This is a genomic window from Paenibacillus sp. GYB003, from assembly GCF_036577625.1.
GTDB lineage: Bacteria > Bacillota > Bacilli > Paenibacillales > NBRC-103111 > Paenibacillus_AB.
On the sequence record NZ_JARBDC010000025.1, the window covers coordinates 14,876 to 41,796 of the forward strand.

25 protein-coding genes and 1 riboswitch are annotated in these 26,921 nt (G+C 53.5%); of the genes, 2 read left to right on the top strand and 23 right to left on the bottom strand.

Annotation, left to right across the window (positions count from 1 at the left end):
• Positions 1–18: 18 nt before the first annotated feature.
• The 9 genes from PV407_RS09750 to pdxR all read right to left on the bottom strand — a co-directional run bounded on the left by PV407_RS09750 (position 19) and on the right by pdxR (position 11,693).
• Entirely contained in the window at positions 19–354 is a 336-nt protein-coding gene (locus tag PV407_RS09750) for a hypothetical protein (RefSeq protein WP_332089727.1), read from the bottom strand.
• A gap of 100 nt (positions 355–454) precedes the next feature.
• A complete protein-coding gene (locus PV407_RS09755; RefSeq protein WP_332089728.1) occupies positions 455–820 on the bottom strand; it encodes a hypothetical protein in 366 nt (121 codons plus the stop codon).
• Between the two features lie 16 nt (positions 821–836).
• Positions 837–2,519, bottom strand: coding sequence for a polysaccharide lyase 6 family protein (locus PV407_RS09760; protein WP_332089729.1), 1,683 nt, complete (start codon positions 2,517–2,519; stop codon positions 837–839).
• A gap of 7 nt (positions 2,520–2,526) precedes the next feature.
• Entirely contained in the window at positions 2,527–4,491 is a 1,965-nt protein-coding gene (locus tag PV407_RS09765; protein ID WP_332089730.1) for a polysaccharide lyase 6 family protein, read from the bottom strand.
• Between the two features lie 122 nt (positions 4,492–4,613).
• Positions 4,614–5,828: an ABC transporter substrate-binding protein gene (locus PV407_RS09770; protein ID WP_332089731.1), complete on the bottom strand. Its 1,215-nt coding sequence runs from the start codon at positions 5,826–5,828 to the stop codon at positions 4,614–4,616.
• 255 nt (positions 5,829–6,083) lie between these two features.
• Complete coding sequence (locus PV407_RS09775; RefSeq protein ID WP_332089732.1) at positions 6,084–7,070, bottom strand: hydroxyacid dehydrogenase; 987 nt, start codon at positions 7,068–7,070, stop codon at positions 6,084–6,086.
• 183 nt (positions 7,071–7,253) lie between these two features.
• On the bottom strand, positions 7,254–8,993 hold the full coding sequence (locus PV407_RS09780; protein WP_332089733.1) for a polysaccharide lyase 6 family protein: 1,740 nt from the start codon (positions 8,991–8,993) through the stop codon (positions 7,254–7,256).
• Between the two features lie 133 nt (positions 8,994–9,126).
• On the bottom strand, positions 9,127–10,080 hold the full coding sequence (locus PV407_RS09785) for a carbon-nitrogen hydrolase family protein (RefSeq protein WP_332089734.1): 954 nt from the start codon (positions 10,078–10,080) through the stop codon (positions 9,127–9,129).
• A gap of 185 nt (positions 10,081–10,265) precedes the next feature.
• Positions 10,266–11,693 carry a MocR-like pyridoxine biosynthesis transcription factor PdxR gene (gene pdxR, locus PV407_RS09790; protein ID WP_332089735.1) on the bottom strand — a complete coding sequence of 476 codons (1,428 nt, stop codon included), beginning with the start codon at positions 11,691–11,693 and terminating at the stop codon, positions 10,266–10,268.
• A gap of 167 nt (positions 11,694–11,860) precedes the next feature.
• Here pdxR and PV407_RS09795 point away from each other — a divergent pair, with 167 nt between their 5' ends.
• Positions 11,861–12,754, top strand: coding sequence for a DMT family transporter (locus tag PV407_RS09795; RefSeq protein WP_332089751.1), 894 nt, complete (start codon positions 11,861–11,863; stop codon positions 12,752–12,754).
• A gap of 183 nt (positions 12,755–12,937) precedes the next feature.
• Here the strand turns inward: PV407_RS09795 and PV407_RS09800 are convergent, their stop codons facing one another.
• The 11 genes from PV407_RS09800 to dapA all read right to left on the bottom strand — a co-directional run bounded on the left by PV407_RS09800 (position 12,938) and on the right by dapA (position 23,207).
• The gene (locus PV407_RS09800; protein WP_332089736.1) at positions 12,938–14,332 is read right to left on the bottom strand and encodes an extracellular solute-binding protein; all 1,395 of its coding nucleotides are present in this window, start codon (positions 14,330–14,332) and stop codon (positions 12,938–12,940) included.
• A gap of 311 nt (positions 14,333–14,643) precedes the next feature.
• On the bottom strand, positions 14,644–16,023 hold the full coding sequence (locus tag PV407_RS09805) for an extracellular solute-binding protein (RefSeq protein ID WP_332089737.1): 1,380 nt from the start codon (positions 16,021–16,023) through the stop codon (positions 14,644–14,646).
• 474 nt (positions 16,024–16,497) lie between these two features.
• Positions 16,498–16,965, bottom strand: a complete 468-nt coding sequence (locus PV407_RS09810; RefSeq protein WP_332089738.1) for a hypothetical protein — start codon at positions 16,963–16,965, stop codon at positions 16,498–16,500.
• Between the two features lie 181 nt (positions 16,966–17,146).
• A complete protein-coding gene (locus PV407_RS09815) occupies positions 17,147–17,920 on the bottom strand; it encodes an SDR family NAD(P)-dependent oxidoreductase (RefSeq protein ID WP_332089739.1) in 774 nt (257 codons plus the stop codon).
• A 36-nt stretch (positions 17,921–17,956) separates the two neighbouring features.
• Positions 17,957–18,961, bottom strand: a complete 1,005-nt coding sequence (locus tag PV407_RS09820) for a Gfo/Idh/MocA family protein (protein WP_332089740.1) — start codon at positions 18,959–18,961, stop codon at positions 17,957–17,959.
• A gap of 263 nt (positions 18,962–19,224) precedes the next feature.
• A complete protein-coding gene (locus tag PV407_RS09825; protein ID WP_332089741.1) occupies positions 19,225–19,857 on the bottom strand; it encodes a DUF3298 and DUF4163 domain-containing protein in 633 nt (210 codons plus the stop codon).
• A gap of 140 nt (positions 19,858–19,997) precedes the next feature.
• Positions 19,998–20,432, bottom strand: coding sequence for an NINE protein (locus PV407_RS09830; RefSeq protein ID WP_332089742.1), 435 nt, complete (start codon positions 20,430–20,432; stop codon positions 19,998–20,000).
• 26 nt (positions 20,433–20,458) lie between these two features.
• Entirely contained in the window at positions 20,459–20,785 is a 327-nt protein-coding gene (locus PV407_RS09835; protein WP_332089743.1) for a TM2 domain-containing protein, read from the bottom strand.
• A 135-nt stretch (positions 20,786–20,920) separates the two neighbouring features.
• Positions 20,921–21,121 (bottom strand): hypothetical protein, encoded by a 201-nt coding sequence (locus PV407_RS09840; protein WP_332089744.1) that lies wholly within the window; start codon positions 21,119–21,121, stop codon positions 20,921–20,923.
• A gap of 110 nt (positions 21,122–21,231) precedes the next feature.
• Positions 21,232–21,377: riboswitch (cyclic di-GMP riboswitch) on the bottom strand.
• Between the two features lie 64 nt (positions 21,378–21,441).
• On the bottom strand, positions 21,442–22,239 hold the full coding sequence (locus tag PV407_RS09845; protein ID WP_332089745.1) for a methyltransferase domain-containing protein: 798 nt from the start codon (positions 22,237–22,239) through the stop codon (positions 21,442–21,444).
• 86 nt (positions 22,240–22,325) lie between these two features.
• Positions 22,326–23,207: a 4-hydroxy-tetrahydrodipicolinate synthase gene (gene dapA, locus PV407_RS09850; RefSeq protein WP_332089746.1), complete on the bottom strand. Its 882-nt coding sequence runs from the start codon at positions 23,205–23,207 to the stop codon at positions 22,326–22,328.
• 141 nt (positions 23,208–23,348) lie between these two features.
• Between dapA and PV407_RS09855 the strand changes: the two genes are divergently transcribed.
• Positions 23,349–24,278, top strand: a complete 930-nt coding sequence (locus PV407_RS09855; RefSeq protein ID WP_332089747.1) for a LysR family transcriptional regulator — start codon at positions 23,349–23,351, stop codon at positions 24,276–24,278.
• On the opposite strand, the gene PV407_RS09860 is transcribed toward PV407_RS09855, so the two are convergent.
• The 3 genes from PV407_RS09860 to PV407_RS09870 all read right to left on the bottom strand — a co-directional run bounded on the left by PV407_RS09860 (position 24,235) and on the right by PV407_RS09870 (position 26,599).
• On the bottom strand, positions 24,235–24,966 hold the full coding sequence (locus PV407_RS09860) for a glycerophosphodiester phosphodiesterase (protein WP_332089748.1): 732 nt from the start codon (positions 24,964–24,966) through the stop codon (positions 24,235–24,237). The genes PV407_RS09855 and PV407_RS09860 overlap by 44 nt on opposite strands.
• Positions 24,967–25,212: 246 nt before the next feature.
• The gene (locus tag PV407_RS09865) at positions 25,213–25,767 is read right to left on the bottom strand and encodes a glycerol-3-phosphate responsive antiterminator (protein WP_332089749.1); all 555 of its coding nucleotides are present in this window, start codon (positions 25,765–25,767) and stop codon (positions 25,213–25,215) included.
• A 61-nt stretch (positions 25,768–25,828) separates the two neighbouring features.
• On the bottom strand, positions 25,829–26,599 hold the full coding sequence (locus PV407_RS09870) for an HAD-IIA family hydrolase (RefSeq protein ID WP_332089750.1): 771 nt from the start codon (positions 26,597–26,599) through the stop codon (positions 25,829–25,831).
• Between the last annotated feature and the right edge of the window lie 322 nt (positions 26,600–26,921).

Here is a 26,921-nt window from a genome sequence, read left to right on the forward strand (position 1 = left end):
CTCCTCTAGCCAGCTACCTTACACGTATAAAAACAATTCCCCTCCATGTGTAATAACCGACAGTTTCGGGCTGTCATAGCTCTTTAACGTATGGTCCACCGCCTCCTGAACGCTGCGGTAACGTATAAATTTTCCTCTGGACGCTTCTTCCGCCTGTATCGTCGGAGCAACGAGCGCCAATCGAATTCGTCTGCGAATTCGGGAAATGGTAGCGGCCGCCGCGAGAGCTACAGCCGAGCCGCCGAACGGCTCTCCGTTGGCGACGCGGAGCAGCAATTCGTCCGCATCGTCGTTGCCGATGTGCTCCATATAGTCGCGATGGGGACCGATCCCTTCCCAACACGGTGAGACCAAAATTAAAGTTCCTCCATCCGCCACGATATGATCACCGCTCAAGAGATGCCCTTCGTTGCCTGCCAGAAGTCCATGTCCGCAGGGAAAGCGCTGACGACGGCTATCTCCGCCTTTTGGCCGACCTGCTTGCCGTACACTTGCTTGCTGTAACGAACCCCTTCTCTTTGCGCCTCGAGTAATGCCCGGCCACAACTTTGACCAACTGCTTGTCGGGAGTCATGACGGTATTAATAATAAAGTGAAGCCCGACCGTATCTACCCACTTCTCCATATTCAATCGAACCGGGCTGTTGTCCGTGCCGAACATATTCGCTTTCACCAAACCGTGCTGGATATGGAATTTGGCAACCGTATCTTCTCCGGTCACACCGGGGTAAATGATTTTTCCGCCGCCGGACCAACCGACCGCCGGATCGGGGACATCAAACTCCAATTCCGAATGGCCGTACGGTATCGTTACTTTCATGCCGTGCTTCTTTCGTCTACTTCGCTTTCGTCGCGGAACGCCTTCTAACGATCAGCGAGACGCCGATTGCCGCAATTGCCGCAAAGCCTGCGATGCCATACCAATAATCGCTGCGGAGTCCTCTGTCCTGCGAGTCACCCGACGCAAATTCGGAAACCTCCTGCAATGTTTCATGTATCGGCATTGCCGAAAGCAAGTTTTTCACCGGCTGATCCACATACGGCGTATCCTTGATGCCGAACGCGTCCCAGTGCGCCTGAATCCATTCCGGACCAACCTCGGTTCGCTTTAACGGCGTTGCCGTCATATTGCGTCTGTACGGACTATCATCCGTGTAGTGGTACATGCCGTCTTCTCCGAGCACCAATTGCGGCTGTTCTTTGGCGATTCCCGGTACGCTCTCGATTCCCAAAAAATTCCCGTTGAAAAACTGGTTGCCTTCGTAGGTTATCCCGTTCGGTTGATCCAACACGACCATAATCGGAATCTTACTCCCATTCCCCAGCAATACGTTGTCCTTGATCGTCAAATTTTCCACCGGCACCGTAATTTCGGTTTTCGGATCATACAGCTCTCCGATCGTAAAATGTTTATCATTATCGACCAGGGTATTATTGGCGATCACCACATTTTTACTCGGATAATAGCCGCCTTTGCCGGGATAGTTGTTCGGCTCTCCTTCATAAAGCACGATGGCCGGTCTCCCGCTTGAGCGAGTGCCTTGAATATAGTTGTTTCGCACAATATGATCTTGCCCGATCAGGACGATCCCTCCGGTATAGCGTTCTTCTTTCGCCGGCAGGATAAAATTCCCTTCGATGATATTGCCGTTGCCTTGTCTCACCTCGATGCTTCCCGAGGCGTTGACAAACGTATTGTTGCGGATCGTGTTTCCACCCGACTTCATATTGACAATCTTCCCGGTTCCCTGCATATTCTCGAAGATGTTATTCTCGACCGTCGTATAGGAAGAAGACAGCGCATGCGTTCCATCGCCAATCCGGATCGCCGTGGCCCCCGCAACGCCGAGGCTCGGAATATCTTTGAAATAGTTGTGATCGATCCGATGATAGTTCGGATCATCGGTTGAACGCCATACGATCATAAGAACGCTTTCGCTTGTTTTGCCTTGAAACAAGCAATGATCGACTCGATTATGGCTGCCGAACAGACCGACCCAAACGTCCGTAGAATCCGTGCGCGCGCGATTTTTGTTGAACCCCGAGACGACAACATTCGTTAACCGGCTATGATTGGCTGGCTGGCTGCCGACCCTGAATTCGATCAGATGCAAGCTTTTGGACGAGGCTCCGTCCTTGAAATGCAGACCGTCCACGACGAGATACTTGCCTGATAATTGCAGCGAGGACGCTCCTGAAATAATAACTTTGCCGGCGTTCTGCGCCTTTAACGTGATTGGTTTTTGCTCCGTACCGTTACCTTTGAAGACGATATTGATATTGTTCCAAACGCCGTCCCGCATCGTAATCACATCTCCGGGAACAGCCGCGGCAATCGCCGCTTCGAGCGCCTCTGTCGTCGCAACAAGCTTCTCGCCCGGCTTGGCCGCATGAGAACTTCCCTCAGCGGCCGCCGGGACAGCGGCTTGTTGCGCCTGTGCCGCATGATATCCGGCATCCTCCAGCGCGCAGACGCATAAAGCGCAGCAGGCTGCAACAAGCAGCTTCCATGATTTCATGTCCTGTTCACTCCTCTTCGAACCAGGAGGGACCAACCTCGCTTATCGTCAGCGGCGCTGCCAAAATATTGTCTTTCAGAGCGCTGGTTGCAGCGTAATGATAGAGTCCATCGGGGCCGAGCGTCAGCAGCGGGTCTTGGATGCTGATTCCCGGGATATTTTCCAGGCCGGTCAGATTTCCGTTATAAAACTGATTGCCTTCATAGAGCACATCGCCAATCGGCTCATCCAGTATTTCAATGACAGGTGTCGTGCTTGTATTACCGACGATTGCATTTTCGGTAAAGGTGATGTTTTCCACCGGAACGGTCATTTCCGTTGCAGGGTCGTAATATTGCCCGATCAAAATGTTTTTATCGTTGTCAACCAGTGTATTGTTGGCTATCGTTATATTTTTGGTCGGATAGTAGCCGCCTTTGCCGGGATAGTTGTTCGGCTCTCCTTCATAAAGCACGATAGCCGCTTTGCCGCTTTGGCGCGTACCCTGAATGTAGTTGTTGCGAATGATATGATCTTCGCCTATAACGAGAATGCCTCCGGTGTAACGCGGATCTAACCCGGGAAGAATGTAGTTGCCTTCAATGAGATTTCCGTTTCCTTGCCGGATGCAGATGCTTCCGGATGCATCGATGAACGTATTGTTCCGTATCGTGTTCCCGCCCGACTTTATGTTGATAATTTTGCCAATTCCCATCATATTCTCGAAAATGTTCGATTCGACTATCGTGTACGAAGACGACAATGCATGCGTTCCGTCGCCGATCCGGATCGCTGTAGCTCCGCCGAGGCCGATGCTCGGAATATCCTTGAAATGATTATGATCGATCCGGTGATAGTTCGGGTCAGCGGTCGAGCGCCATACGATCATAAGGACACTTTCGCTTGTTTTCCCTTGAAATAACGAATGATCCACGCGGTTATGGCTGCCGAACAGGCCGACCCAAACATCTTGCATGCCGGGGCCGCGTTCTTTGTTGAACTCCGTCACGGCTATATTCGTAATCCTGCTGTGATAAGCGGGTTGACCCGCATACCTGAACTCGATCAGATGCAACCCGCCTGATGACTTGCCGTTTTTGAAATGAAGGCCGTCGACAATCAAATATTCGCCGGACAGTTTCAGGGAGGATTCTCCGGATATGATCACGTTCCCAGCCGTTTGCGCTTTTAAAGTAATCGGTCTTTCCTCGGTGCCAATTCCTCTGAATACGATGTTAATATTGGACCATGTACCGTCCTGCATGATAATCGTATCGCCGGGCAAGGATGCTGCGATCGCCGCGTCAAGTTCCGTCGGAGTCGTCACAAGCCGTTCAACCGGCTCCGCCGGTTCCTCGGGAACCATGGCCATACGGATATCGTCAACATATGCCGTTTTGCTTCCCACAGAGTAGTAGATGGTATTTACGACGGATTGGCTGGCCAGTGTCGGAATGTCCTCACCAACAAGCGTATCGTTCATGTAAGCGTTGAAGCGGTCTCCCGTCATTTCGATCCGCAGCGTCATCCATTCATTGGCTTGATAGGGGGCTAGAAGCACCCGCGTTCCGGCCTCGTTGTAGTAATACCAGTTGCCGCTGAACAAAATCGTTCTGACGACATTCGTCCCGCCCTGCATCAGATTCGCTGCAAATGACCCCGAAGGGGGGACATGCGCGTTCCATTCAAACACAACGTTCTTTATACCGCTGTTATCGAACTTTTTTCTCATGTTGATGGAGCTGACCGGAAAATACACGCTGTTCGTAACGCTGGCGCTCCGTTCATTTGTAATGTATGGCCGTTCAGTCACTCCCCCGCTTCCACCCAGCACATACCCCAAATCTTCCAGATTTTCCGTCCCGTCAAAATTGTCTTCAAAAAGCTCAACCGGCTCCGACGGTTGTGCCCGTGCGGAGTATTTTCCCGAATCCAGCCATACGCAGACACCCAATACAAGGAATGCGATTACAAATATTTGCCGTATGTTCAATGCTGCTCACTCCTTCATATTTTGACTCCGTTCAATATCGTCTCGACCGCCTTCCGCCTGGCTAAGCCTGTGCGCCGTACGCTTTCCGAAACCGTGCAGCGCACAAGCGCCTGCCCTTGATTTTATTTTGCTGCCGCTTCCTTGAACTTCTTGTCAATCAGCTCCGTAGCTTCCCGCAATGCCGTGTTGATGTCCGTTTTATGTTGCGCCACATTTACCAGGACGTCCCTGAAAATATTGGCCTGATCGCTCTCATTGAATCGGGTCAGGCTTGGATCGCGCTTGGCGGGAGCAGGAGCGTAAGGATGGGCGAAAAATGCTTTCCGGTTTTTCCCTTGCAGCTTCGGATCATCCAAACCGAAACTGTCGAATATTTTTTGATCCACGACGGACGGAATATAGCCTAAACGGGCATTCGCAATTTGTACTTCTTCGGACAACAAATACGAGATGACCTGGAAGGCTAGCTCCTTATCCGGCGCTTGCTGCGTAATGGCCCAGTAAGCCGCACCGACGCCTCCGCTGTTAGGGGCGATTCCCTTCATTGCCGGGATGGCCATGATGTCCCAATTCATCCTATCGGGGAACGAACGGTAATCGCCGTGGTTGCTCAGATGCATCGCCACATTGAGTTTCTTGCTGAAGTCGTTATAATGGTCCGTTAAGTTTTCCCCGAATGGATTATTCGGCAATTCATAAAACCGCAGAAAATTGTTGAATACCGCTTTCCATTTCTCCGTATCGTAAATTTTGTCCGCATTCGGATCTATGAAGGGCAGCCCCAATTGGTTGTATCGCAAAATGTTGGGAGTGAGGCCGGTAAATCCTTTGTACACGACCCCTCCTTCCGTTCGCCCGATTTTTTTGGTCAATTCGTACACATCGTCCCAAGTCATGTTGTCCGTCGGATACGGGAGACCGAACTTATCGAAGATGTCCTTGTTGTAGAACATGGCCAGGCTATTCGTACTGCCCGTAATAGGCAGACCGAACAGTTCGCCTTTCGGCGCCTCGTTCACGATCCGGGTTATCAGGGAAGGCTCGAACTTGGACAGATCGTATTTTTGCTTCTCAATGATCGGGCGCATATCATAGCCCAAACCAATGTCGAGGTAGTCCTCGCGCAATGTATTGAAGCCTACCCGGATAATATCCGGAATTTGCTTGCGAGCCGCCAAATCTTGGATCGTATTTCCCTTACTCTCCTGCAAAAACTCAACAGTTAATTTCGGGAATTTTTTTCTTAACCGGTCTCCCCATAACAGATCGAACGTTTCCGTTTTCGTCGCATCAACGGAGTACATGAATATGGTCGCCGGTTCGTCAATGCCTTTCACCGAAGCTTTCTCCTCCGGCCTGGCCGGATCGGCCACATTGTCCGTCTTCGGCCCGCTGCAAGCCGTTAACGTTCCGAGCGCAAGGCCCGCGCATAAGGTCCATGCGGATATACGTTTTATCATTTGGTAAAGTCCTCCCCGTTGGTTACGATTTGTTTTTTCTGTAAGCGTTATCGTAAGCGCTGTCACATTTGTTCGGCGAATACTACTCCAACTAAATGCAACCGCCCGAACGGGCGACTTCGAGTTCAGACTTCAGGCCATCACGTGTAAGTTGCTCAGATTGACTTCTCCGTGCATCGGAAGCCCTTTTTGGAATCGCTCCAACTCGTCGATGACGTAAGCGGCGATACGCCGCTTGCCGTTATTGACCGCGCCGGCAATATGCGGTGTCAGGATTACATTGGGCAAAGAACGAAACGGATGATCGGCCGCCGCCGGCTCCGGATAAGTCACATCCAGACACGCCCAAAGTCTCCCCTTGGTCAGTTCCGCTGTCAGAGCGGCTTCGTCGATGATGGTCCCCCGGGCGGTGTTGATGAGGATGGCCTCGTCCTTCATCAAGGACAATCTTTCTTCGTTCAGCATCCCCGCCGTTTCCGGAATGGCCGGCGCGTGAATCGAGACGACATCGGATTCCCGCAGAAGCTGTTCCAGACTCACCAGCTCCGCCCCCATCTCATTGATGCGCTCCTCGCTCTGGGCCGGATCAAAGACCAGTATGCGAACATTAAACTGACGCAACAACCGTATATAATGCCCCCCTGCCCGACCTGCTCCGATAACCCCAACCGTTATATCGTACAGCTCCGTCACGTTTTCCTTGGACCACTCCCCTTTTCTCATGTTTTGTGCAAGCCGCCAAATATTTTTCAGTGAAACGATAGTCAAACCGAGCGCCGTTTCGGCTACCCCTTGGCCTAACGCATCGCTGGCGTTGCTGACTCGTATTCCTCTCTCCCCTACCTCCGGAACAACGATGCCCTTGATCGTCCCGGCAGCATGCAGAATCACTTTCAAGTTGGGAGCGCGATCCAAAATCGCGGACGTAAGCGGCGGGCATCCCCAAGACGTGATGGCTACTTCCGCTCCTTCGATCAGTTCCGCCACATGCTCGGGCGACGGTTTTCCCGAAATCGGATTGATCACCAGCCTCCCCATGCTGTCAAGCCTATCCAGATGCTTCTGAGCAAAAATACTATCCGTCATTTCTTTCCCTTGCAGCATCGCAATTTTTTTCATCGATTTCTCCCCGCATCCTGATTTAATTATGATTTATTTTACCTCTACTCAAAATTAATAAATAAACCTGACTTTGTCAACTGATTATTTCTAGGTTATATGCCAACGCCCGCATACAAATAATGCCCTTTCAACTTCCCGCCGGGAAGTGAAAGGGCTGAAGACAAAGACCGACAATGTTAGTTATGACTGCGTGCGTTTACGACGTTTAAGAACAGCCAAAGCTGATGCAGATAGAGCCATAATGAATACAATCCCGAAACTCGTGTACAAGAAGCCGCGGTTTGACGATCCATAGTTATCTGTCTGCCCGGCTGTCTCGGCAACGGCTCCACCTGATGAAAGACCGCCTCCTTCGGATTTGACCGTTTCGTTTACGGTTTCCTTAATCAAATTTTTCACAGGCAAATCCACATACGGCTTGTCTTCAATTCCGAATTCTGCCCATCGTGATTTTATCCACTCGGGACCAACCTCTGTCCTTAAAAGCGGCGTTGTAATCTTGTTTCCTTTCAATGTATTGTCTTTCGTGTAGCCGTACATTCCATTTTCGCCGAGTTGCAGTGCGGGTTGCCGGATGTCAATGCCTGGAATATCTTTGATGCCATGAAAGCTGCCGTTATAAAATTGATTGTTGGCATAAGTCACTCCACTAGGTTCATCTAATACCAGGACCATGGGAGTCATATTTCCGTTCCCGAGCACGGCATTTTCTCTGAAGGTTACGTTTTCCACGGGCACCGTCAATTCGGACTTCGGATCGTAGAGTTGACCGATAATCATATTTTTGTCATTATCGACGAGCGTATTGTTTTCAATCACTACATTCTTGCTGGGATAATAGCTGCCTTTTCCAGGATAATTATTCGCGTCGCCTTCTATTAGCGCGATGGCGGCTTTCCCGCTTGACCGCGTCCCTTGAATGTAGTTGTTGCGTACGATATGATCTTCCCCAATAAGCGTGATGCCGCCGGTATATTTATCTTCAAGCCCTGGCAGAATGACGTTCCCCTCAATCAGATTGCCATTTCCGTGTCGAACCATAATGCTCCCGGAAGCTCTGACAAAAGTATTGTTGCGGATCGTATTGCCGCTTGATTTAATGTTGATGATCTTTCCAAATCCCTGCATATTTTCAAATAAATTGTCTTCTACTATCGTAGCAGAGGATGACATCCCCTGGGTTCCATCGCCGATTCGAATGGCGATGGTTCCATTGCCGCCGTCACTCGGAATATCTTTAAAATAGTTATGATCAATGCGATGATGGTTTGTTTCATGGGTCGGACGCCAAACAATGATCACTCTGCCTACACTTGTTTTTCCATGGAAAAAGGAATGATCCACTCGATTGTGCGAACCGAATAGACCGACCCAAGTGTCTGAAGCATCCTCGCGAGCACGATCCTTATTAAATTCCGATATCACGATATTGGTAAGCCGGCTATGGTAGGCATGGTCTTGCCCATCCCTAAATTCAATTAAATGCAGAGAATGCGAAGATGATCCATCTTTAAAATGCAAGCCGTCTACGACCAGGTACTGACCCGAGATGCGAAGCGAGGATGAACCGGATATGATCACTTCCCCTTGTGTCTGGGCCCTTAAAGTAATCGGCTTCCCCTCAGTGCCAATCGCTTTAAAAATAATATCAATATCTTTCCAAGTACCATCTTGCATTATAATCATATCACCGGGAACCGCCGTGGCGATTGCCTGCTCCAGTTCCTCCGGCGTTCGAACAAGGTGTTCTCCCGGCTCGCCTTGATTTTGATTCACCATCAGGGGGACCGTTCCTTCGAAAACGCCGCGATCAGGCTCCGGCTGCTCTGCGACCGCTAACGAAGGCTGGACATGAAGCAGCATAAACAAACAGACAAAAAACACCGGGTTGATTATGCCGATGAGGTGCCGCTTTCTCATCCTGAATCCCCCTCCATTCTTAAATCGTCGTACAGGTTGGACCTCTTGAATTCCAGTAGTCCCGGAAAGCGTCTTCCCGGGACTACTGGAAACGACTCGTTATATTAAAGATTCTGAACAATGATTCGGAGCTTCAACATTCGATATGACCGGGAGCATGACGGTGCGCAAGCGACCGCGACATATAATCGTCCAAAAGCTCCAGTTCGAATTCGCGGATAATCTCCTCGATGGTGAAATCCTCCGATTCACTCGAAATGATGACCGCCCCAAGCCGACCGGGGTCATAAATATTCACTTTTGCTCCGTATTTCGCTTTGATCGCATTAAATTTGGTTCGATTCAAGTCGAGATGAATGACTCGGCAATCCAAATTTACCGTACGCGTGACGAAGTGGAAATAATTCGTGCTTTCACCAATCACGTCCCCCACCGGAGAAAGAATGGAGCTGGGCGACTTCGTATAGACGGAACCGGCAAAAAAAGCTCGGCAAGAGTAAGCCCAGTAGTTTTGCATCAAGCCTCCGTGGTAAGCGGAGCTGAACAATATAAGATCAGGCTTCGCCTGCGCGTATTGGATCCGCAATTCTTCGAAATTCAGATCAAAACAGATGGCGCATGCCACCCGGCCAAAATCGGTTTCAATTATGGGCGCTTCTTTGCCGTAAAGGATTCCATACTTGTCATGTTCGGCAATGACAAGATGATTTTTGTTGTATACGCCAACGACCGCGCCGGTACGGTCAATCAGTTGGATACTATTCCGGAAGGTGCCGTCCTCCATCTCCCGCACGGCCGCATAAGCGATATAGCAACGATGCTCCTTCGCCACTCCGGCAAAAAAATCGCGAACCTGATCTTTGCGGTGGCGATAATACTCCTGGCGGCGCTGTGCCGGGTACATGGTCACATCGGGGCGATCGCAGCATTCCGGCAAAACGATAATGTCCGGACGATCCGGCAATACTTGCTTCAGCTTTTCGCGCCAATACGTGATCACTTTTTCGACGGCCTCCTGCAAGTCGACTTCCGGGGCCACCGGACACAATGGGGCGCTTAAACAACTAATTTTCACATAATTCGCCATCTCGTTCCTCCTCGATTCATTCCTTGTCTTTCTGGTTAATATCTGATTTTATTTAATGCGTTTTCATTATAGTACATAAACCTGCAAAAGTTCAATTGATTACAACGCTGAATTTTCAAAAAAAACTCCAAATCCGCTGTGTAAGCGGACCGGAGGCTGCAATACTTGATCCAAACCGTTTTGGATTAGGGACTCTCACCGACGATGTCAGACCATGCTCTTTCTAACCGGAGCACTCCCTCTTGAATTTGATCCGCAGTAAGATTCGCGAACCCCAGCAAAACCATGTTACATAATTCCGGCCGGGTATTGTCCGCGTAATGCAGAGATAAAGATTGCACAAGTACCTTCTCTTGCTTTGCCCTGCGGATCAATTCCCGCTCCGAAATAGGGCGATCAAATCCTACTATTACATGCAAGCCTCCATCCAGTCCTTCAATTTGCAATTCATTCCCGAAAGACCTGCGTAATGAGGACACCAATACTTCTTTTTTGCGTCCATACAGGTTTCTCATTTTTTGAATATGACTGGCCCAGAAGCCTTCGCGCATAAACCGCTCCATCACTTGTTGTTCTATCCTCGATACCGTTTGGGAATAAAATGAGAATCGATCCCGATATATATCCAGAAGCTCAGTCGGCAACACCATGTAGCTGAGTCGGAGCGACGGCATCAGTGCCTTTGAGAAAGTACCCATATAGATCACCTTTCCGTTCGTATCCAGGCCTTGAAGCGAAGGGATCGGTTTGCTCGAATATCTGAATTCACTATCATAATCGTCCTCGATAATATATCTTGCGCTCTTTTCCGCAGCCCATTGAAGCAATTCATATCTTCTTGAGATGGGCATTACAATCCCCGTTGGAAACTGATGTGAAGGTGTTACATAAACAATGTCCACCTCTTGTTCCCGTAATGCGCGAATACTCAGCCCTTCCTGATCCAACGGGATCGGCTTTATTTGGGCTCCATTGTGTTGCAGCACCTTTCTTGCCTTGGAGTACCCCGGATCCTCCATGGCATACTTTCGATTCCATCCGATGATTTGGACCAACAACAAAAGCAGCGTTTGCGTTCCGGAGCCGACAATAAGATGACCGGGTGAGCATTGAACTCCTCGCGATCGATACAGGTATTCCGAAATTTCATACCTTAATCCGTAGTCCCCTTGAGGGTCCCCAAGCGTCGCAAGAATCTCTGTCTCAAAGAGCACCTCTTTGTACAGCTTCCTCCATGAATCCAATGGAAAAGCGCTGCAATCCACGCTCGCATGATCAAACACAAAGTCGTATCCGTCGCGTTCATCGGCCCATTCCTTCATTGTCTGTTTCGACCTGAGCGACCTCGGGACAAAACCGTCCTCTGCTACGGTGCCCACATAATGACCGCTCCTGGTCCTGGCTTCCAGATAACCTTCTGCCACCAATTGCTGATAAGCGGCAGTGACCGTGTTCTGACTGATCTTTAAAGAGTTTGCCAGTTTCCTTTTGGACGGCATTTTCGCATGCGCCGGAATATCCCCGGATTCAATTTGCCTCCGAATGTACTTGTACAGCTGCAAGTATAAGGGCTCGGGGCTGTCCGTAGTTAAAATCGGCAATAAATCAATCATATTCGCTCTCCTAATCTGGTACCATACAAAATGAAAAATGTGGGGCTAAACGCAGCACCAATACTCGATTATACTATCATAGTACGTGAGTAAGGTTAATTGCGCGGTTATTCGAGTGAAAAGAAGGTGGCTTCGTGTTGAAAAACAATCGGTATACCGGTATTTTCATGATTATATTGGGATCGATATGTTGGGGAATAGCAAGTACGATGATTCAATGGTTGCTGGATCACGACCATGCCAGTGTCGAATGGCTGATCCCGCTTCGCCTTATCCCCGCAGGCCTGGTCATCTTGATTACTTTGCTTGCTTGCAAGAAAAATATTTGGATCATCTGGACAGAAAAATCGGCATACCTGCAAATCGCTCTTTACGGCATAGTAGGAATTCTCGGCCTGCAGTACTCTTTCATGAATACGATCGCAAACGGAAATGCCGTAAGCGCAACGTTATTCCAGTTTTTGGGACCCGTATTAATTGCAGCCTATATAACATTAAGAGTACAACGGTTGCCCGCATCAATAGAATGGATATCGATGTTCGCGGCATTTCTGGGAATATTCCTGGTCGTAACCGGAGGAAGTTTTCATATAACCTCGCTTTCTATCGAAGGGATTTTGTGGGGGCTACTGACTTCCTTGACTTTCGCTTTTTATACCGTCTATCCAATCAACCTCTTGCAAAAATGGGGACCGGCTTTGACAAGCGGATGGGGGATGCTCATCGGCGGTATTTTCTTTGGCCTGTTTGGCAATTCGCTAAATGATAATGTGAGTACACTCGATGGCTTGGACCCGTTTTCCTTGCTCCTGATCGGGTTTATCATCCTATTCGGCACCGGATTGGCGTTTTTTCTTTACGTATCCAGCCTGCGTTATTTAAAGCCGGTGGAGACATCCATACTGACAAGCGTCGAGCCTTTAACGACCATCCTCCTTTCCTTCTTGTGGCTTGCACAACCGTTCGTATTGTTCCAGTCTGTCGGTGGGCTTCTAATAGTAGGATCGGCAGTTCTATTAACCATGGGCCCCCGTACGAAATGGGCGCGATCAAGCGAGTAGCCCGATCCAAAAAAACGCTGGGCCAACAATCCCGAAGCGGCAAGACATCCCTTCCCGCAGTGGAACGGACACGACGATCATTCATTAAACATATATAGCAAAGCATGGAGCAGCGCGGTACCCATACAGAACACAAACAAAGCCCGTTTGGCTTCCCGACGGAAAGCGAAAGGGCTGATAAAATTACAAGCTGCCAACTGGTTTATGCTCCAAAATGGCTTCCAAACGCTTGCATATATCTTGTTCCGTCTCCAATCCCGACCAATATAACTTCGCTTCTCCTCGAAACCGATCCAGCTCCTGCTGACTCAGCTCCAAATAGTCGATCAGACGATAGGTGGGGATAATATCCCGGTACATAAAAAATCTTGACGGTCTGTAGCTGCGCTCTTCTCCTTTCCATTCTGCGGCCCTTTTTAGAGCTGGGATGCTTAGCGTATGCTGCCGAATCATCAGCTGTGCTTCATAGGAAGTCAAATAATCCACGAGACATCTGGCACTTTCCTTCAACTTCGAGCGTTCGTATACGGATAAGCCGATCACTTGCAGCAATGTGGCGGCTTCGTGCAAATAAGGCAAGGGAGCAAGCTCGAACGGGAACTGCAAGTTATGCGCGTAATGATTCAAACGAAGGTAACTTGTCATAATCATCGATACTTTCCCTTTGAAAAACAATTCCTCCGCATCCTTTTCGTTCTCCGAAAGAAATAACGGATTTCGGTTCAGCAGTTCGACAAACTTTTTGCACGCCCTTAATCCATCCATCAGCGGAGTTCCCCGGATAGCCACTTTCCCGCGAGCGTCACGTTGAAATGTTTTTCCGCTCTGCAGAAAAAAGACCGGCCATCGGTTTAGCGACAAAACGTGGCAATAGAAGCCCAGTCTTTTGTTCTCGACGGCCAGGCGATCCGCATACTCGAACAACTGGTCCCAACGCCACCCGCTATCGGGCTCAAGCAAATCCTGTTCCTGAAAATGCTGCATATTGTAGCATAGAACGAGCGGAGAAAACAGAAACGGCTTCGCCTTCAACTGCGCGTCTTTCAGAAAGGCAGACTTTAAAAACGGGTACGTCTCGTCATCGAAGTCAAGCGGTTCCAAGTAATCGGTTCCGTTCATCTCGATAAATTTTAGAAACCCATGATGATTAATGGAAAAGACATCGACTTCTCCATCGTCCATTAAAGACATCATCTTCTTCGGGTCGTTGAAATCGATCGGTATAAGTTTTACCCGTATATTCGGATAGGTGCGATGAAACCCGTCAATGAGCCTCTCCAAAGCCGCTTCCAATACCATCGATTTGTAATAAGCAAATTGGATTACTTTAATCCCGTACTGTTCCGGTTGAACGACCCGATTACCGATCCTTGGAATTTTCTCGATGAGCCTTTCGGATACGAGAATATCCAGCCCTTCCCGAACCGTCACGTTACTCAATTCATACTCTTTGGCAATTGCCTTTTCAGAAGGAAGAAACTGTCCCTGCCTATAGAAGCCGAATACGATTTGCTGCCTGATCGTATTCACCATATGCTGCAATTTCAACTGTGCGGACTTTCGCGATGATTCTTCCACGTCTTTGAACCTCTTCGTTCCAATAATTTGATGGTTCTTACAAGTTTCATTGGTCTTAAACATATCAGGTACATCAGGGGGGTGTCAACGTTCACACCAATCGAATACTAATACTTGCGCAACTGATTTTCACATCACTCGACATAGAGTTCCTCTCCATTCGATCAAATTTCAATCCTCACTAATTCTTTTATTGGTTTCATTTTAACATTTTCATTATATTTCATAAACCTAACATGTTCAATTGATTCCATAAGCAAAGTTTTTGAATTAAAAAACCTCCAGAACCACTGTATCGGTGGAACTGAAGGTTACAATACCTCTTCCAAACGTTGGCAAACGCCTTCTTCCGTTTCAATTCCGGACCAATATAATTTGGCTTCGCGCACAAAGCGCAAAAGCTGGTCTTGGCTTAGATTCAAATCGTCGAACGAACGGTAAGTAGGAGTAATTTCCCGGTACATATAAAATCGTGACGGCCTGTAGCCGACCTCTGCTCCGGTCCATTCGGCAGCTTCTTTCAAGGCGGGAATGCTCAACGTTCGCTGACGAATAATCAATTGAGCCCGATAAGAAGTCATGTAATCAACAAAGCATTTCGCACCCGGCTTGACCGCCGATCGGCTGTATATCGCCAGTCCGACGACTTGCAGCAGCGTTCTCGGTTCATGTAAATAAGGCAAGGGTGCCAGATCGAAAGCAAACTCCGGGCTCAATACCGAAAAATGATTCAAACGAATGTAGGTTGTCATAATTGTAGAAACTTTTCCACTGAAAAACAGTTTTTCCGCATCGCTGTCGTTTTCGGACAACAGCAGCGGATTCCGATTTTGCATCATGACAAGTTCCCGGCCCGCCCTTAAACCATCCATTAATGCCGTTCCGCATATTTGGAACGTTCCTCTCTCATTCCGTTGAAAGGTCGCCCCACTTTGAAGAAAGAATACCGGCCATCTATTCTGGGACAGGAAGTGGCAATAAAACCCAAGTCTTTCCCCTTTTTTGGTAAGCTTTTCCGCCGCTTCGAACAGTTGTTTCCAGCGCCAACTCCCATCCGGCTCGGGGAGTCCGCTTTCTCGAAAATGATTTTTGTTATAGCATAAAATAAGCGGGGAGAACATCATCGGCTTCACTTTTAATTGCCCGTTCAACATGAACGCTTCGGTTAAGAATGGATACATATTGGGATCGGGTTCTAATGGCGCCAAATAATCGGTCCCGCCCATCTCCTTGAACCCCCTGAATCCGGTATGATTGACGGTCAAAACATCAACCGCACCTTGATCCATCAATTTGGTCATCGTTCGAAAGTAGTCGTTTGGGCCAATCGGTACAGGTTTTATCCTTATACAAGGATTGAGTCGGTGGAAGTCCGCGATCAGTTGCTCCACTACCGCTTCCGTTACGAGCGAATTGTAATAGGCAAATTGGACTACCGGACTTGTCTCCCGCTCCGGTTTTACGACTTTGTTGCCGACCCGGGGGATTTTTTCAATGAGCTGTTCGGAAACGAGAATGTCCAGACCTTGACGAACTGCTTTATTGTTGATTCCGTATTGTTGTGAAAACGTCTTCTCGGAAGGAAGGAATTCTCCGTATTTACGCTTTCCGGTTAAGATTTCTTCCCTGATCCGGTTTGTCATTTCCTCTATCGCGGTTTCCAGTTGCTTTTTGGTCAAACGTTCCTTCATCCATCGCTCACTTTCCGCACCGCATAAAGTGGTGCATTGTTGTTTCCGCGCGGTCCGGTTTGATGGCAATTTCCGCTGTGCCTTGGCCGTCGTTCCCCCTTTATTGTACCAAATCGGTTATATAGACAAAAGTTTATTTGATCAGGTAGCTCAACGTTGGCATACACTTATGAAGTTCCGATATTGGGCAACTTTTTGGAGAGCGTTACGTATCCCGCGAATGAAAGGTCCTCTGCATTGAACCGTGGGGCACGGTTACGGGCACCGTCTCCGCTACGGAAAGCCGCGCAGCGCATTAGCGCTTGAACGACAAAAAAACATCCCGTCACGGAGGCGTACCCCCGCGCGGGATGTCGTCATGCGATTCATGCCTTATCCCCCCCACCCCGGATCGCGAGCCGGTCGTTTGCACGCAAGGCTATGCGTGCCGCCCCGGCCGGCTTCGGGTCGGGCGGTCTGCATTATTTCCAACGTTCATCTCAGCTCGGACACTTTGCCCGTAACCGGGTTGACGGCGTATTCGGTCAAAGCGCCGTTTTCGGAGACGACGATTTTGTACCCTTTCGATATAAACGGGTTCGTCAGGCCATCCATCGCGACAAAGCTTTTCTCGTTTTCGTTGACGATGCTCGCGGCTTCCGTATGAATGGAGCGCACCAGGGCGACGGCTTGTTCGCGCGAAACGTTCGGCTGAAAGGCGTAAAACAGAAGCGGCGGCAGCAGCAGCAGCAGCGCTTGCATCGCAACAAACAGCTTGTCCCGCACGCCCCCGTCCGTTCGTCTCGGCCGCAGGCTTTGCAGCAAGCCGAGCAAAGGAAGCGCGAGTAAAAAGCCGACGCTCATCGCCCCGTCGTATCGCATCAGCAAAACGGCGATGGCGGCCAACTCGGCGGCGAACAGCAGCGCCGCGGCCGGGCGAAGCTTCGGTACCGTCGCGTTCAATCGAATCACACCCCGTCTTTTCCGTTTCCTCCATTGTACCACATTCGCCGCCGCCCTGCCGCGTCTCCGCGCCCGTTCCAATCGGCCGAGCTCCGCCGCGATGCTTACCGCATTCCGGCTGTCCGATCCCGGAAATTCGCCATGGGCAGCGCCGCCGCGCGGAACGGGACATTCGCGCGAATCAGGCGTTTTTGCCGAAAACGGTGCCGCCGTCCACGTACAAAGGCGAGCCCATCATAAACCTCGATTCGTCCGAGGCGAGAAACAGCGCCGCCCGGGCGACGTCCTCGGGACGGCCGAGCCGTTCGCACAGCTGCCGCTTCTTGATCGACTCGATCGCGGCCGCCGGGTCGTCGTACGAATCGCGCAAATAGCTTTCCACAAACGGCGTCATGATCGTTCCCGGCAGCAGCGCGTTCACGCGAATGCCGTACGGCGCGTAGTCGACCTGCATCGACTTCGTCAGCGCCAGCACCGCCCCTTTCGTCGCCGCGTACGACGCTCTGCGCGCCAGGCCGATCTCGGCGACGCACGACGACATGTTGATGATCGCGCCGGCTTTGCGCTCCATCATGTGCGGCACGATATATTTGCTCGGCAAGTAAACGCCTTTTATATTGATGCTCATCGTCCGGTCCCATGCGTCGGGCTCGATTTCGTGCAGCATGCCGACCCCGCTTACGCCCGCGTTGTTGAACAGGACGTCGATCCGCCCGAACCGGGCGATCGCCCGCTCCGCCATGCGGCTCGCCTCGTCCGGCTTCGTGACGGCGGCGCGAACGTACACCGCTTCTCCGCCGTTCGCCTCGATTTGGCGAACCGTCTCCAAGCCGCCGCCGTCGTCCACGTCGTTCACGACGACGGACGCCCCCTCGCTCGCAAACAGAAGCGCGGCGCTTCTTCCGATGCCGGAGCCCGCTCCGGTGATCAGGCCTATTTTCCCGTACAGTCTCATAGCCTCAAATCCGGCTCCTTCCCGAAGCTTCTCCGCTCACGCCCGCGGTCGTTCCTCCCGCCCGCTCTCGCACGAGCGGATAATCGCTTCGGCGACGGCGATGCCGTGCACCGCGTCGTCGAACGACGTATATTCGGGCTTCGTCCCCCGGGCGACGCACGAGCAAATATACGTAAGCTGCTCGCGCAGCGCGCCGAACGTGCTGCCGTTTAACGCATGATGAATGAAATAGTCCGGCGACGTCCGCCCCCGCTCGTCCCACAGCTGCAAGTTGGAGCCGCCGTTCGCGAACTGCGCCGTTCCGCTCGTGCCGATAATTTCCGCCGCGTCGTTCATGACGATGCCCGCTTCGTCCGGCGTCATCCAGTTGCTGTGCAGGAAGGCGATCGTTCCGTTTTCGAATTCGAGGCACGACCATAAAATATCCGGCACGACGTCGTCGTGAACCGCCTTGCCGTACGCCTTGACCGATTTGACCCGGCTTCCCGCGTACCAGATCGCGATATCGAGATCGTGCACCGTCAGCTCGAACACGGTATGCGTCCGCTTGTACGTGCGGAACATCCCTTTCGTCCGGCCGCGTTTCAGGTACATGCTCTGGGGCGCGCCGATCCGGCCCGACCGGATCGCCTGATAGATGTCCGCGTACCGCGGCTCGAACCGGAGCAGATGCCCGGCGAAAATAAACGTGCCGTTCTCCTCCGCCAGCTTCGCCATCCCGGCCGCCTCCTCCAGCTTCGTCGACACCGGCTTCTCGACCAGCACATGCTTGCCCGAGCGGAGCGCCATGGCGGCCGGCCCGAAATGCTCGTGCTCGAACGTCGCGATGCTGACCAGGTCGATATCGCTACGCTCCAGCAGCTCTTCGCCGCGGCCGTACGCGTGCCTCACCCCGTACTTCTCCGCAAGCCGCTTCGCCTTCTCCTCGTCGCGGTCGCATACCGCGACCACTTCCGCCTGGGGCATCGAATGAAACGCTTCCAAATGGCAGCTTCCCCAGCTGCCGAGCCCGATAATGGCGACTTTTACTTGATCCGTCATCGCAGCGTTCGCTCCTTCTCCCGGGTTTAGCCTTCGTACGGCCAAACCGTCTTCATTGTTATATATTATATATAATGCATAATACGATTATATCGCCTCCACTCCCTCGTTTCAACCTTAAAATGCGGGGTGCGCCGCACCGATTCGCCCAAAGCCGCGCAAGCCGTCGCAGGCGGGCCTGGAAGCCTTCCCCACGGAAGTGCCCCTTTCCGCGCAAAAAAAGAAGCTTTCTCCCGCCGGACGGCGCAAAGAAAGCTTTTCCCTTACATGAGCGGGGCGACCTGCTCGAGCCGGGCGATCGGCCCGCCTGGCGCGGCGATGTCGGATATTTCGGAGAACGGAATCGGGAATGTCGGAAATCCGTAAGCGTAAGGCGTATATTCGTACAGCTGGAAGTAGACGACCAGCTCGTTCGGGGTCAAGTAGTAGTCTTGATTCGGCCCTACGCCTTTGAACGGAGTCGACTCCAAAATGGGCACGTCGTGTTCTTCGATCTGCCTGCGCAAAATGGCGTCGATTTTTTCCTTGTACCCGCTGTTTTCCCGAAACAAATCGTGAAACCTGTACTCGCGGCCGTCCCACAAATCCATCGTCAGCGACTTCTGCACCGTCAATCCGTGAGCGGCTCCCGGCGAGTAGGCGTAGTTTTGAAACACGATGCTGATCAGTCCGTCGCCGTTCAGCTTGATGTCGTACGTCCCGGCGATTTCGATTTTCGGGTCCTGCACGTACCCTTGCCCCTGAATGAGCCCGTATACGAGACGCAAAATCCGGTCGTTCATGACCATCTGCGCTTTCCGGTTCGGCAGTCCGGTCAGCTGGGGGTAGCGGATTTGCAATCGCGGCTTGATCATCACTTTTTTCGAGATGCCTGCGGTCAAATTGCGAAACTCCATCGCAAGCTTCACCTCCTTCCGGCATATTCGCCTATTACTAGCGATATTCAGCGGGAAGGAAAAGGTGCCTCGCATTCGGAATTTTCGCCCGGACGCGGCCCGATAACAAAGCAGGCGTCCCTGCGGACGCCTGTAGCCTTTTACAATATGCCGTTTTCCGGTCGACTGCGGCCCATCAGCTGCTCCATATGCCGGTGGCGCAATATTTCCTGCACGATCTCTTGCTCGATTTTGCCGTTGTACTCCCGCAGCATACGGGGGAGCAGAAACAAATCGACGATCACCCATACGAACAAGGCGAGAGCCGGCAGCGCGAACAAAATCGCCGACACGACGATGAGGGCGACGGACTCCATCGCGGAGCCGACGCTTAGCATAATATAGAACACGACCGACAGCAAAAAGAGGACGAGCTGCAGGGCGCCCGTTCCCGGCCTTTTCAAATAAAACCGGTGCAAGCCCAGATGCCCCCCGAGCAGCATCAAGTAAGCGATGGCGGTCGACTTCTCGGCGGACCGCATTTCCGATTGGAACACCATCAATTCGTTCAGCGTCAAATCTTGTTTCGTATGCATGCCGACGCTCCTAACGGTTCATGCGGTTACGCATTTTTTTGCATCATGATTTGATCCATGACGCGTCCTTCCACTTCCCGGTTGTGATCTTTGACCCACGTATGTAAAAGAAACGCGTCGATCAGCCACCATATGCACGTTACGATCATCCCGATCATCGTGATCGATAAAATCAATTGGGCGATGGCCGACCCTTTTTTCCTCAAATAAAAGCGATGGCCCCCGAACAGCCCGAGAAAGTACCAAAGAATATAGGCGACCACCATATTTTTGCCTTGATTTTTCACTTCTTGCTCGAGAATCAGCAGTTCGCGAGCGTCGAGCTGGCTTTTGACCGCAATGTTGTAACTCATTTTACAAATACAGTCTCCTTTTGTCATGATTTGTCACAAATACGTAACTAGTATAATGAATCAATTCCTTTCAGACAACGATTATTTTTCGGAATTGCAAGAATGCGAAATTAGTCCTAGACGCCGCGGCGCGGCTCAGCCTCTCTTGTATTCCTGGCAGGCGAGGCACGTATGCACGTCCACGCAAGTCGGGTGGACTGTTCCGGTAAACTTGGTGCAGTAGATCGGAGTTTTGAATTCGATGTTCGAGGAGATCATGGAGCAATAGCCGCACCTGCCGATCAACTCGACGGTCAAGCGTCGCAAATCGGTTTTCAATTCCGTAATTTCGTCCAATTCGTTCACCCCCGTCGTCTAAAATGCGTGCAGCACCGCGGCAGGTTGCCACGACAAAACGGACGCCGCCCTAAGGCGCCGTCCGTTTAAATGACGGTATGGATCGACTATTGGGCGGCCCGGCTGTCATGACGAAACGGTTCGGCCCGGCGGCGCGTGGGGAACGGCAGATCCGTCCATGGCGCTCGGCGTTGCTTTCGTTTTAGACCCGCGGCTTTGCGTCCCTGTCTTTCGAGCAGGTTTGCCTTTATCCGAATGCATGCGATATGACTGATACCAGAGTACCATATCGAATTCGACAAGATAATAGGTCTTATTTCCTAAACCGATTCGCTTTCACACAAGGCGACGATGCGCAGCCGCCAATAGTCGGCGAACCACCGTCCGTCGCGGAACAGCTCCGGCTTCGCCAGCCGCTTCGTCTCCGCATACGCTTCGCGCTTCTCCGCTTCCGTCATCCCGGCGAAAAAGCTGCCGCCGAACATGTCGAGCCAGTGGTCCAAGCCGCGCTCCCCGTCGTCCAGCGGCGTCGGTCTGGCGAAATGGAGCGCGAACTCGACCCGGAACCCCGCCTCCTCGAGCAAAGTCGCATATTCGGCTACGGACGGAAAATACCACGGATGGCGCGCCTCGGCGTCGATCCCGAACCCGGCCAGCGCTTCGGTCGCCGCGCTTACGATGACGCCGACGTTATGCTTGCCGCCGAATTCCGCGACGAACCGTCCGCCCGGCTTCAACGCGCTGCGCGCGGTCCGGAGGACGGCCTCCGGCGGCTTGATCCAATGCAGCGCGGCGTTGGAAAAGACGGCGTCGTACCGGCGATCCGGGCGGTACGTGCGTGCATCCGCCGCCTCGAAAACCAAATCCGGGTACTTTTCCCGCGCCCGGCAGACCATGTCCGGCGAAAAATCGATGCCGTACGGCAGCGCCCCGACGTTCGCCAGCTCCCGGCACAAATCTCCGGTGCCGCAGCCGATATCGAGCACCGTCTCCCCCGGCCGGGCGTCAAGCAATTGGAGAACGGACCTCCCGTACTCCGATACGTAACCGATTCGCGAATCGTACAGCGAGGCGTTCCAGGTCGGACTTGCACTTTCGTTCTGTTTGTTGCCGCTCATGAGCGCACCATCCCTTCGGCTTGATACGTCCAGTATGAAGCCACGGCGCTCATTGTTCCAATATATGATACATATGATTTTAATAGTTATTTCCTATAGCCTTGCAAAAACGGCTCCAGCCGCAGCTTCAGCTCCTCGCCGATCGGCGTCAAGGGCAGCCGCACCGCGTCCGAACGAATGCGCCCGGCCTGCGCCAACACCCATTTCAAAGGCGCGGGGTTCGGCTCCGCGAACAGCAGCCGGACCAGCGGCGCCAATTCGTCGAATACCAGCTTCGCGTCTTTGACGCGCCGCTTGACGTACAGGTCGTACAGCTTCACGAAGCGGTCCGTGAACACGTTCGCCGAAGCCAGCATCCCTCCGTCGGCGCCGCAGCACAGCGCCGCGTAAAAATACGAATCGTCGCCGCACAGAAGCGCTTTGTCCGTCCGGCCGGCGAGCTCGAGAACGTTGCGAATCCCCCCGCTGCTTTCCTTCAGGCCCGCCACGCCCTCGATTTCAAGCAGCGCGGCCAGCGCGTCCGGCGACAGCTCCAATCCGGTCCGGTACGGAATATGGTACGCCACGACCGGCAGCCCGACGTCGGCGACCCGTCTGTAATGCTCCAAGACGCCCTCCGCCGACGGGCGGTTGTAATACGGGGTTACGACGAGCGCGCCGTCCGCGCCGAGCGACCGGGCTTTCCGCGTCAGCCGCACCGCTTCCGCCGTATCGTTCGAGCCGGTACCGAGCAGGATCGGCACGCCCGGCCGCCCTCTCGCCTCGATGGCGATCTCGGCCATGCGGCTCGCCTCCTCCCAACGGACCGTCGGGCTTTCCCCCGTCGTGCCGTTTACGACAATGCCGTGCACGCCTTGATCGAGCAGCGATTGCACGAGATTCCGGAAGCTTTCGAGATCCGGCTTTCCGTCCGGGGTAAACGGCGCGACGACCGGAACGATGACGCCTTTCAACCTGTTTGCCAACATGAACGATCCCTCCTCGCGATGTCGCCGGCCGGGATGCCGGCTCTGGAACCAATGTAGCATAGGAATCGCAATCGGCGTTAGCTATAATAAACGATAAGAACGATCGGTTTTATCGATCGATTGGGATTGGGAGGAATGGGGATGGATTTGGCTTTGCTGCGCACGTTCAAGGAGACGGCCCGGCTTATGAACGTCACCCGCGCCGCCGATTCGCTCGGCTATGCGCAGTCGAGCGTAACCGCGCAAATCCGCAAGCTCGAGCAGCATTACGGCGTGCCGCTGTTCGAGCGGAGCGGACGGGGCATTCGGCTGACGCCGGGCGGCCAGCAGCTGCTCGCGTTCGCCGACCGGCTGCTCGATTTGGCGGAGGAGTCGCTGCAGGCCGTCTCCGCGGAAACGGCGGGCTCGCTGACGGTCGGCTCGATCGAGTCGATGGCGGCGTTTTACTTGCCGCCTTACGTGCGCCGGCTGAAGGAGACGTTCCCGCGGGCCGAGCTGCTGCTGCAAACCGAAGGCGAGGCGGAGCTGCTGCACGGCGTCCGGAAAGGCGTGTACGATGCGGGCATCCTGCTGGAAAAGCAAACAAGCTCCGATCCGGAGCTTGTGCGCGTCGTGCTGAAGGAGGAGCCGCTGCTGCTCGTCGCGAGGCCCGATCATCCGCTGGCGGAAGCCGCGCATGTCCGGCCGGGCGACTTCGCCCGCCACGCCTGGGTCGCCCCGGAGCCGAGCTGCTCGTACCGGAGCATGCTTACCGGGCTGCTGCACGGCCACGGCGTCCGTCCGCAGCTGTCGTGCGAGCTCGGGAGCGTCGAGGCGATCAAGCGCTGCGTCCTGCACGGACTCGGCATGGCGCTTCTGCCCGCGTGCGCGGTCGCGGCCGAAATCGCGGACGGACGGCTTCGGGCGCTCCCGTTCTCGCATCCCGAGCTGCGCGTCTACGTGCAGCTCGTCTACCCGGCGGGACGCTGGATTTCGCGAACGCTCGCGGCGTTTATCGCCATGCTGCGGGAGGCGGCGGACGGCGGCGTCAGCTTTCCAGCAGACGCTTCAGACGGCCCGGATAATCGGTAATGATGCCGGATACGCCGCAGGCGATCATTTTGCGCATATCGTCCTCTTTGTTGACGGTCCACGGATAGACGCGCAAGCCGCGTTCGGTCGCCGCGCGCACGTTTTGCTCGTCGAGCCGGCTCCAGTGGGGATGAAGCGAATACACGGGGCCGTCCAGCAGCTGGGCCATCCGGTATTGGTTTTTCATCCGGATGTTGTACAGCAGCCCGATCCGCGCCTCCGGCTCCTGCTCCTTCAGCCGCTCCAAAATGTCGAAATCGAACGAGGAGACGAAAACGCCGGCAAGCCGGTCTTTGCGCCGCATGAGCCGAATGAGCGCGGGAACGATGTCGCCGACTCCGGCTTTAATCTCGACGTTGATCTCGACGGCGGGCGGCACGAGGTCGAACACTTCCTCGAGCAGCGGCAGCCGCTCGCCCTCGAACCGCTCGTCAAACCAGCGGCCGGCGTCGGCTTTCTTCAGCTCCTCGACCGTCAGCTCGTGAATCGCGCCTTTGCGGTCGGTCGTCCGGTCGATCGTCGCGTCGTGGCAGACGATGATTTCCCCGTCCTTGGACAGATGAACGTCCAGCTCGATGCCGGTACAGCCTTGCTCGAGCCCGAGGGCGAAAGCGCCCAGCGTATTTTCCGGCGCTTCGCCGGCGGCGCCGCGGTGGGCGATGACCATCAGGTTGTCATGCGGTTTCATAGTCACTCTTCCTTTCGGTTCGTATGGTTATGGATCGGGAACGAAGACGCGCTCCGGCGGCTTCGTCCCCAAACAAAAAAGACCGAGCGAACGGCGCCGAAGCGCCGGAAGCTCCTTTTCCCGCATCGCGAAAAAAGGCTGCCTCGGCCCTCGGGCATTCTCTCGGTCTCCGTACCCAATCGGACGCGCCAGCAAGTTTCGCTTTCGCGAAACGGGGTGCGATATTCGGCTTTGCGGCCGGGCGGCTTACCACAGCTCGGGTTTGCCTACCGATACGGCAAGCGCTCCCGCCTCCAGCCCTTCGTCGATTTCGTGCCGGTTGCCGACAAGCCCGCCCGCGATAATCGGAAGCGGAGTCATCGTCGTCATCTCGCGGATGATGCGCGGCATAATGCCCGGCATCACCTCGATCGCATCCGGCGAGCTTTGCTCCACCGCCTTGATGCCGCGCAGCACGGCGTTGCGGTCGATCAGGAAAATGCGCTGGATCGCCAGCAGGCCGCTGTCCTTGGCCGTTTTGACGATCGCGCTTTTCGTCGAAATGATCCCGGTCGGCTTGACGTTCCGGGCGACGTAGGCGACCCCGCTCCGGTCCGGAGCGATGCCTTCGATAAATTCCATATGCAAAAAGACGTGCTTGCCCGCATCCTTGACGCGCTGGGTCAGCTCTTGAACGTTCAGCAGCGAGCCCGTCAGCAAAAACACGACGTTCACGTCGCCGCGCAGCGCCGCGTCCAGATCCGCCTCCTTCTGTACGGCGGCAATCGTTTGATGCTCCACGATATCGACTATCGGATACATGGGAAAGCTCCTTCGTCATGGACTATTGTCCATTATACCACGGATCGCCCGGTTTGCGGTCCTACAGATCGGCGATTTTCGCGATGCTGGGCAAAATCGTTCGCGGCCGGTCCGGTCCCGCTTCCGCCATTTCCGCCGTGCCGACTCCCGTCAGCACGAGCACCGAATGCATGCCGCAGTCGTTGGCCATGCGGATGTCCGTTTCCAGCCGGTCGCCGATCACGAAGCAGTCGCCGTAGGCGAGTCCGAGCCGCTCGGCCGCCGTTTCCGCCGCGATGCGCGACGGCTTGCCGACGACCGTAACGGCCGGTCGGCCGAGGGCCGTTTCCAGCGCCGCGATCATCGTCCCCGTATCCGGCAGCTGGCCGTTCTCGAGCGGACACGTGGCGTCGGGATTCGACGCGATGACGGCGGCCCCCCGCAGCGCGGCTTGGTACAGCGCGTTCAGCTTGGCGTACGTAAACTCCCGGTCCCACGACAGGACGACGATATCCGCCTCCTCGTCCCGATCCGTGCAGTCGATGCCGTGATCGAGCAGCTCCCGGCGAATCGGTTCCTCGCCGATGACGTAGACGCGCTGTCCCGGCCGCATCGTTTTGCGCAAATACCGCGCGACGATCAGCGACGAATTGAGCACGTCGTCCACCTCGGTCGGAATGCCCATCCGGGTCAGCTTTTCCGCATAGGAGCCGCGCGTCGCGATCGGCTTGTTGGATAAAAACAGCACCTTGTCTCCCCGTTCCCGCAGCGTTCGAATCGCCTCGGCCGCCCCTTCGATCATCCGGTTGCCCAAATAGACCGTGCCGTCCAAATCGAAAATATATCCTCGCAATCGTCTCTGCCACCCTTCCGTCAAGCGAGCGCCGAAAACAAGAAAAACCCCGATCCATAGTAAACACGCCTTCGCGAGAGCGAAAGCCGTGCATACGGATTAGGGTTTTACTCCTGGTCTCAAACCTGACCGTTCTATTCGATTGATTGCATTATAGAGTGCGGGGTCCGCTTTTGTCAACGCTTCGTTCACCGTGTGTTGTTCGTCTGTGATAATGTCATACCATAACTGTTCTGAGATAATGTCACTATGGGACAGGAGACAATTACACTGACAGAAGACGAATGGAACAAGGTGAGAATCGTTGAAAAAATATTGGAGG

Coding starts and splice junctions, on each gene's coding strand:
- PV407_RS09755 (WP_332089728.1), bottom strand. CDS start 820: ATGAAAGTAACGATACCGTACGGCCATTCGGAATTGGAGTTTGATGTC.
- PV407_RS09760 (WP_332089729.1), bottom strand. CDS start 2,519: ATGAAATCATGGAAGCTGCTTGTTGCAGCCTGCTGCGCTTTATGCGTC.
- PV407_RS09775 (WP_332089732.1), bottom strand. CDS start 7,070: ATGAAAAAAATTGCGATGCTGCAAGGGAAAGAAATGACGGATAGTATT.
- PV407_RS09780 (WP_332089733.1), bottom strand. CDS start 8,993: ATGAGAAAGCGGCACCTCATCGGCATAATCAACCCGGTGTTTTTTGTC.
- PV407_RS09785 (WP_332089734.1), bottom strand. CDS start 10,080: ATGGCGAATTATGTGAAAATTAGTTGTTTAAGCGCCCCATTGTGTCCG.
- pdxR (WP_332089735.1), bottom strand. CDS start 11,693: ATGATTGATTTATTGCCGATTTTAACTACGGACAGCCCCGAGCCCTTA.
- PV407_RS09795 (WP_332089751.1), top strand. CDS start 11,861: ATGATTATATTGGGATCGATATGTTGGGGAATAGCAAGTACGATGATT.
- PV407_RS09805 (WP_332089737.1), bottom strand. CDS start 16,023: ATGAAGGAACGTTTGACCAAAAAGCAACTGGAAACCGCGATAGAGGAA.
- PV407_RS09815 (WP_332089739.1), bottom strand. CDS start 17,920: ATGAGACTGTACGGGAAAATAGGCCTGATCACCGGAGCGGGCTCCGGC.
- PV407_RS09820 (WP_332089740.1), bottom strand. CDS start 18,961: ATGACGGATCAAGTAAAAGTCGCCATTATCGGGCTCGGCAGCTGGGGA.
- PV407_RS09825 (WP_332089741.1), bottom strand. CDS start 19,857: ATGGAGTTTCGCAATTTGACCGCAGGCATCTCGAAAAAAGTGATGATC.
- PV407_RS09830 (WP_332089742.1), bottom strand. CDS start 20,432: ATGCATACGAAACAAGATTTGACGCTGAACGAATTGATGGTGTTCCAA.
- PV407_RS09835 (WP_332089743.1), bottom strand. CDS start 20,785: ATGAGTTACAACATTGCGGTCAAAAGCCAGCTCGACGCTCGCGAACTG.
- PV407_RS09845 (WP_332089745.1), bottom strand. CDS start 22,239: ATGAGCGGCAACAAACAGAACGAAAGTGCAAGTCCGACCTGGAACGCC.
- dapA (WP_332089746.1), bottom strand. CDS start 23,207: ATGTTGGCAAACAGGTTGAAAGGCGTCATCGTTCCGGTCGTCGCGCCG.
- PV407_RS09855 (WP_332089747.1), top strand. CDS start 23,349: ATGGATTTGGCTTTGCTGCGCACGTTCAAGGAGACGGCCCGGCTTATG.
- PV407_RS09860 (WP_332089748.1), bottom strand. CDS start 24,966: ATGAAACCGCATGACAACCTGATGGTCATCGCCCACCGCGGCGCCGCC.
- PV407_RS09865 (WP_332089749.1), bottom strand. CDS start 25,767: ATGTATCCGATAGTCGATATCGTGGAGCATCAAACGATTGCCGCCGTA.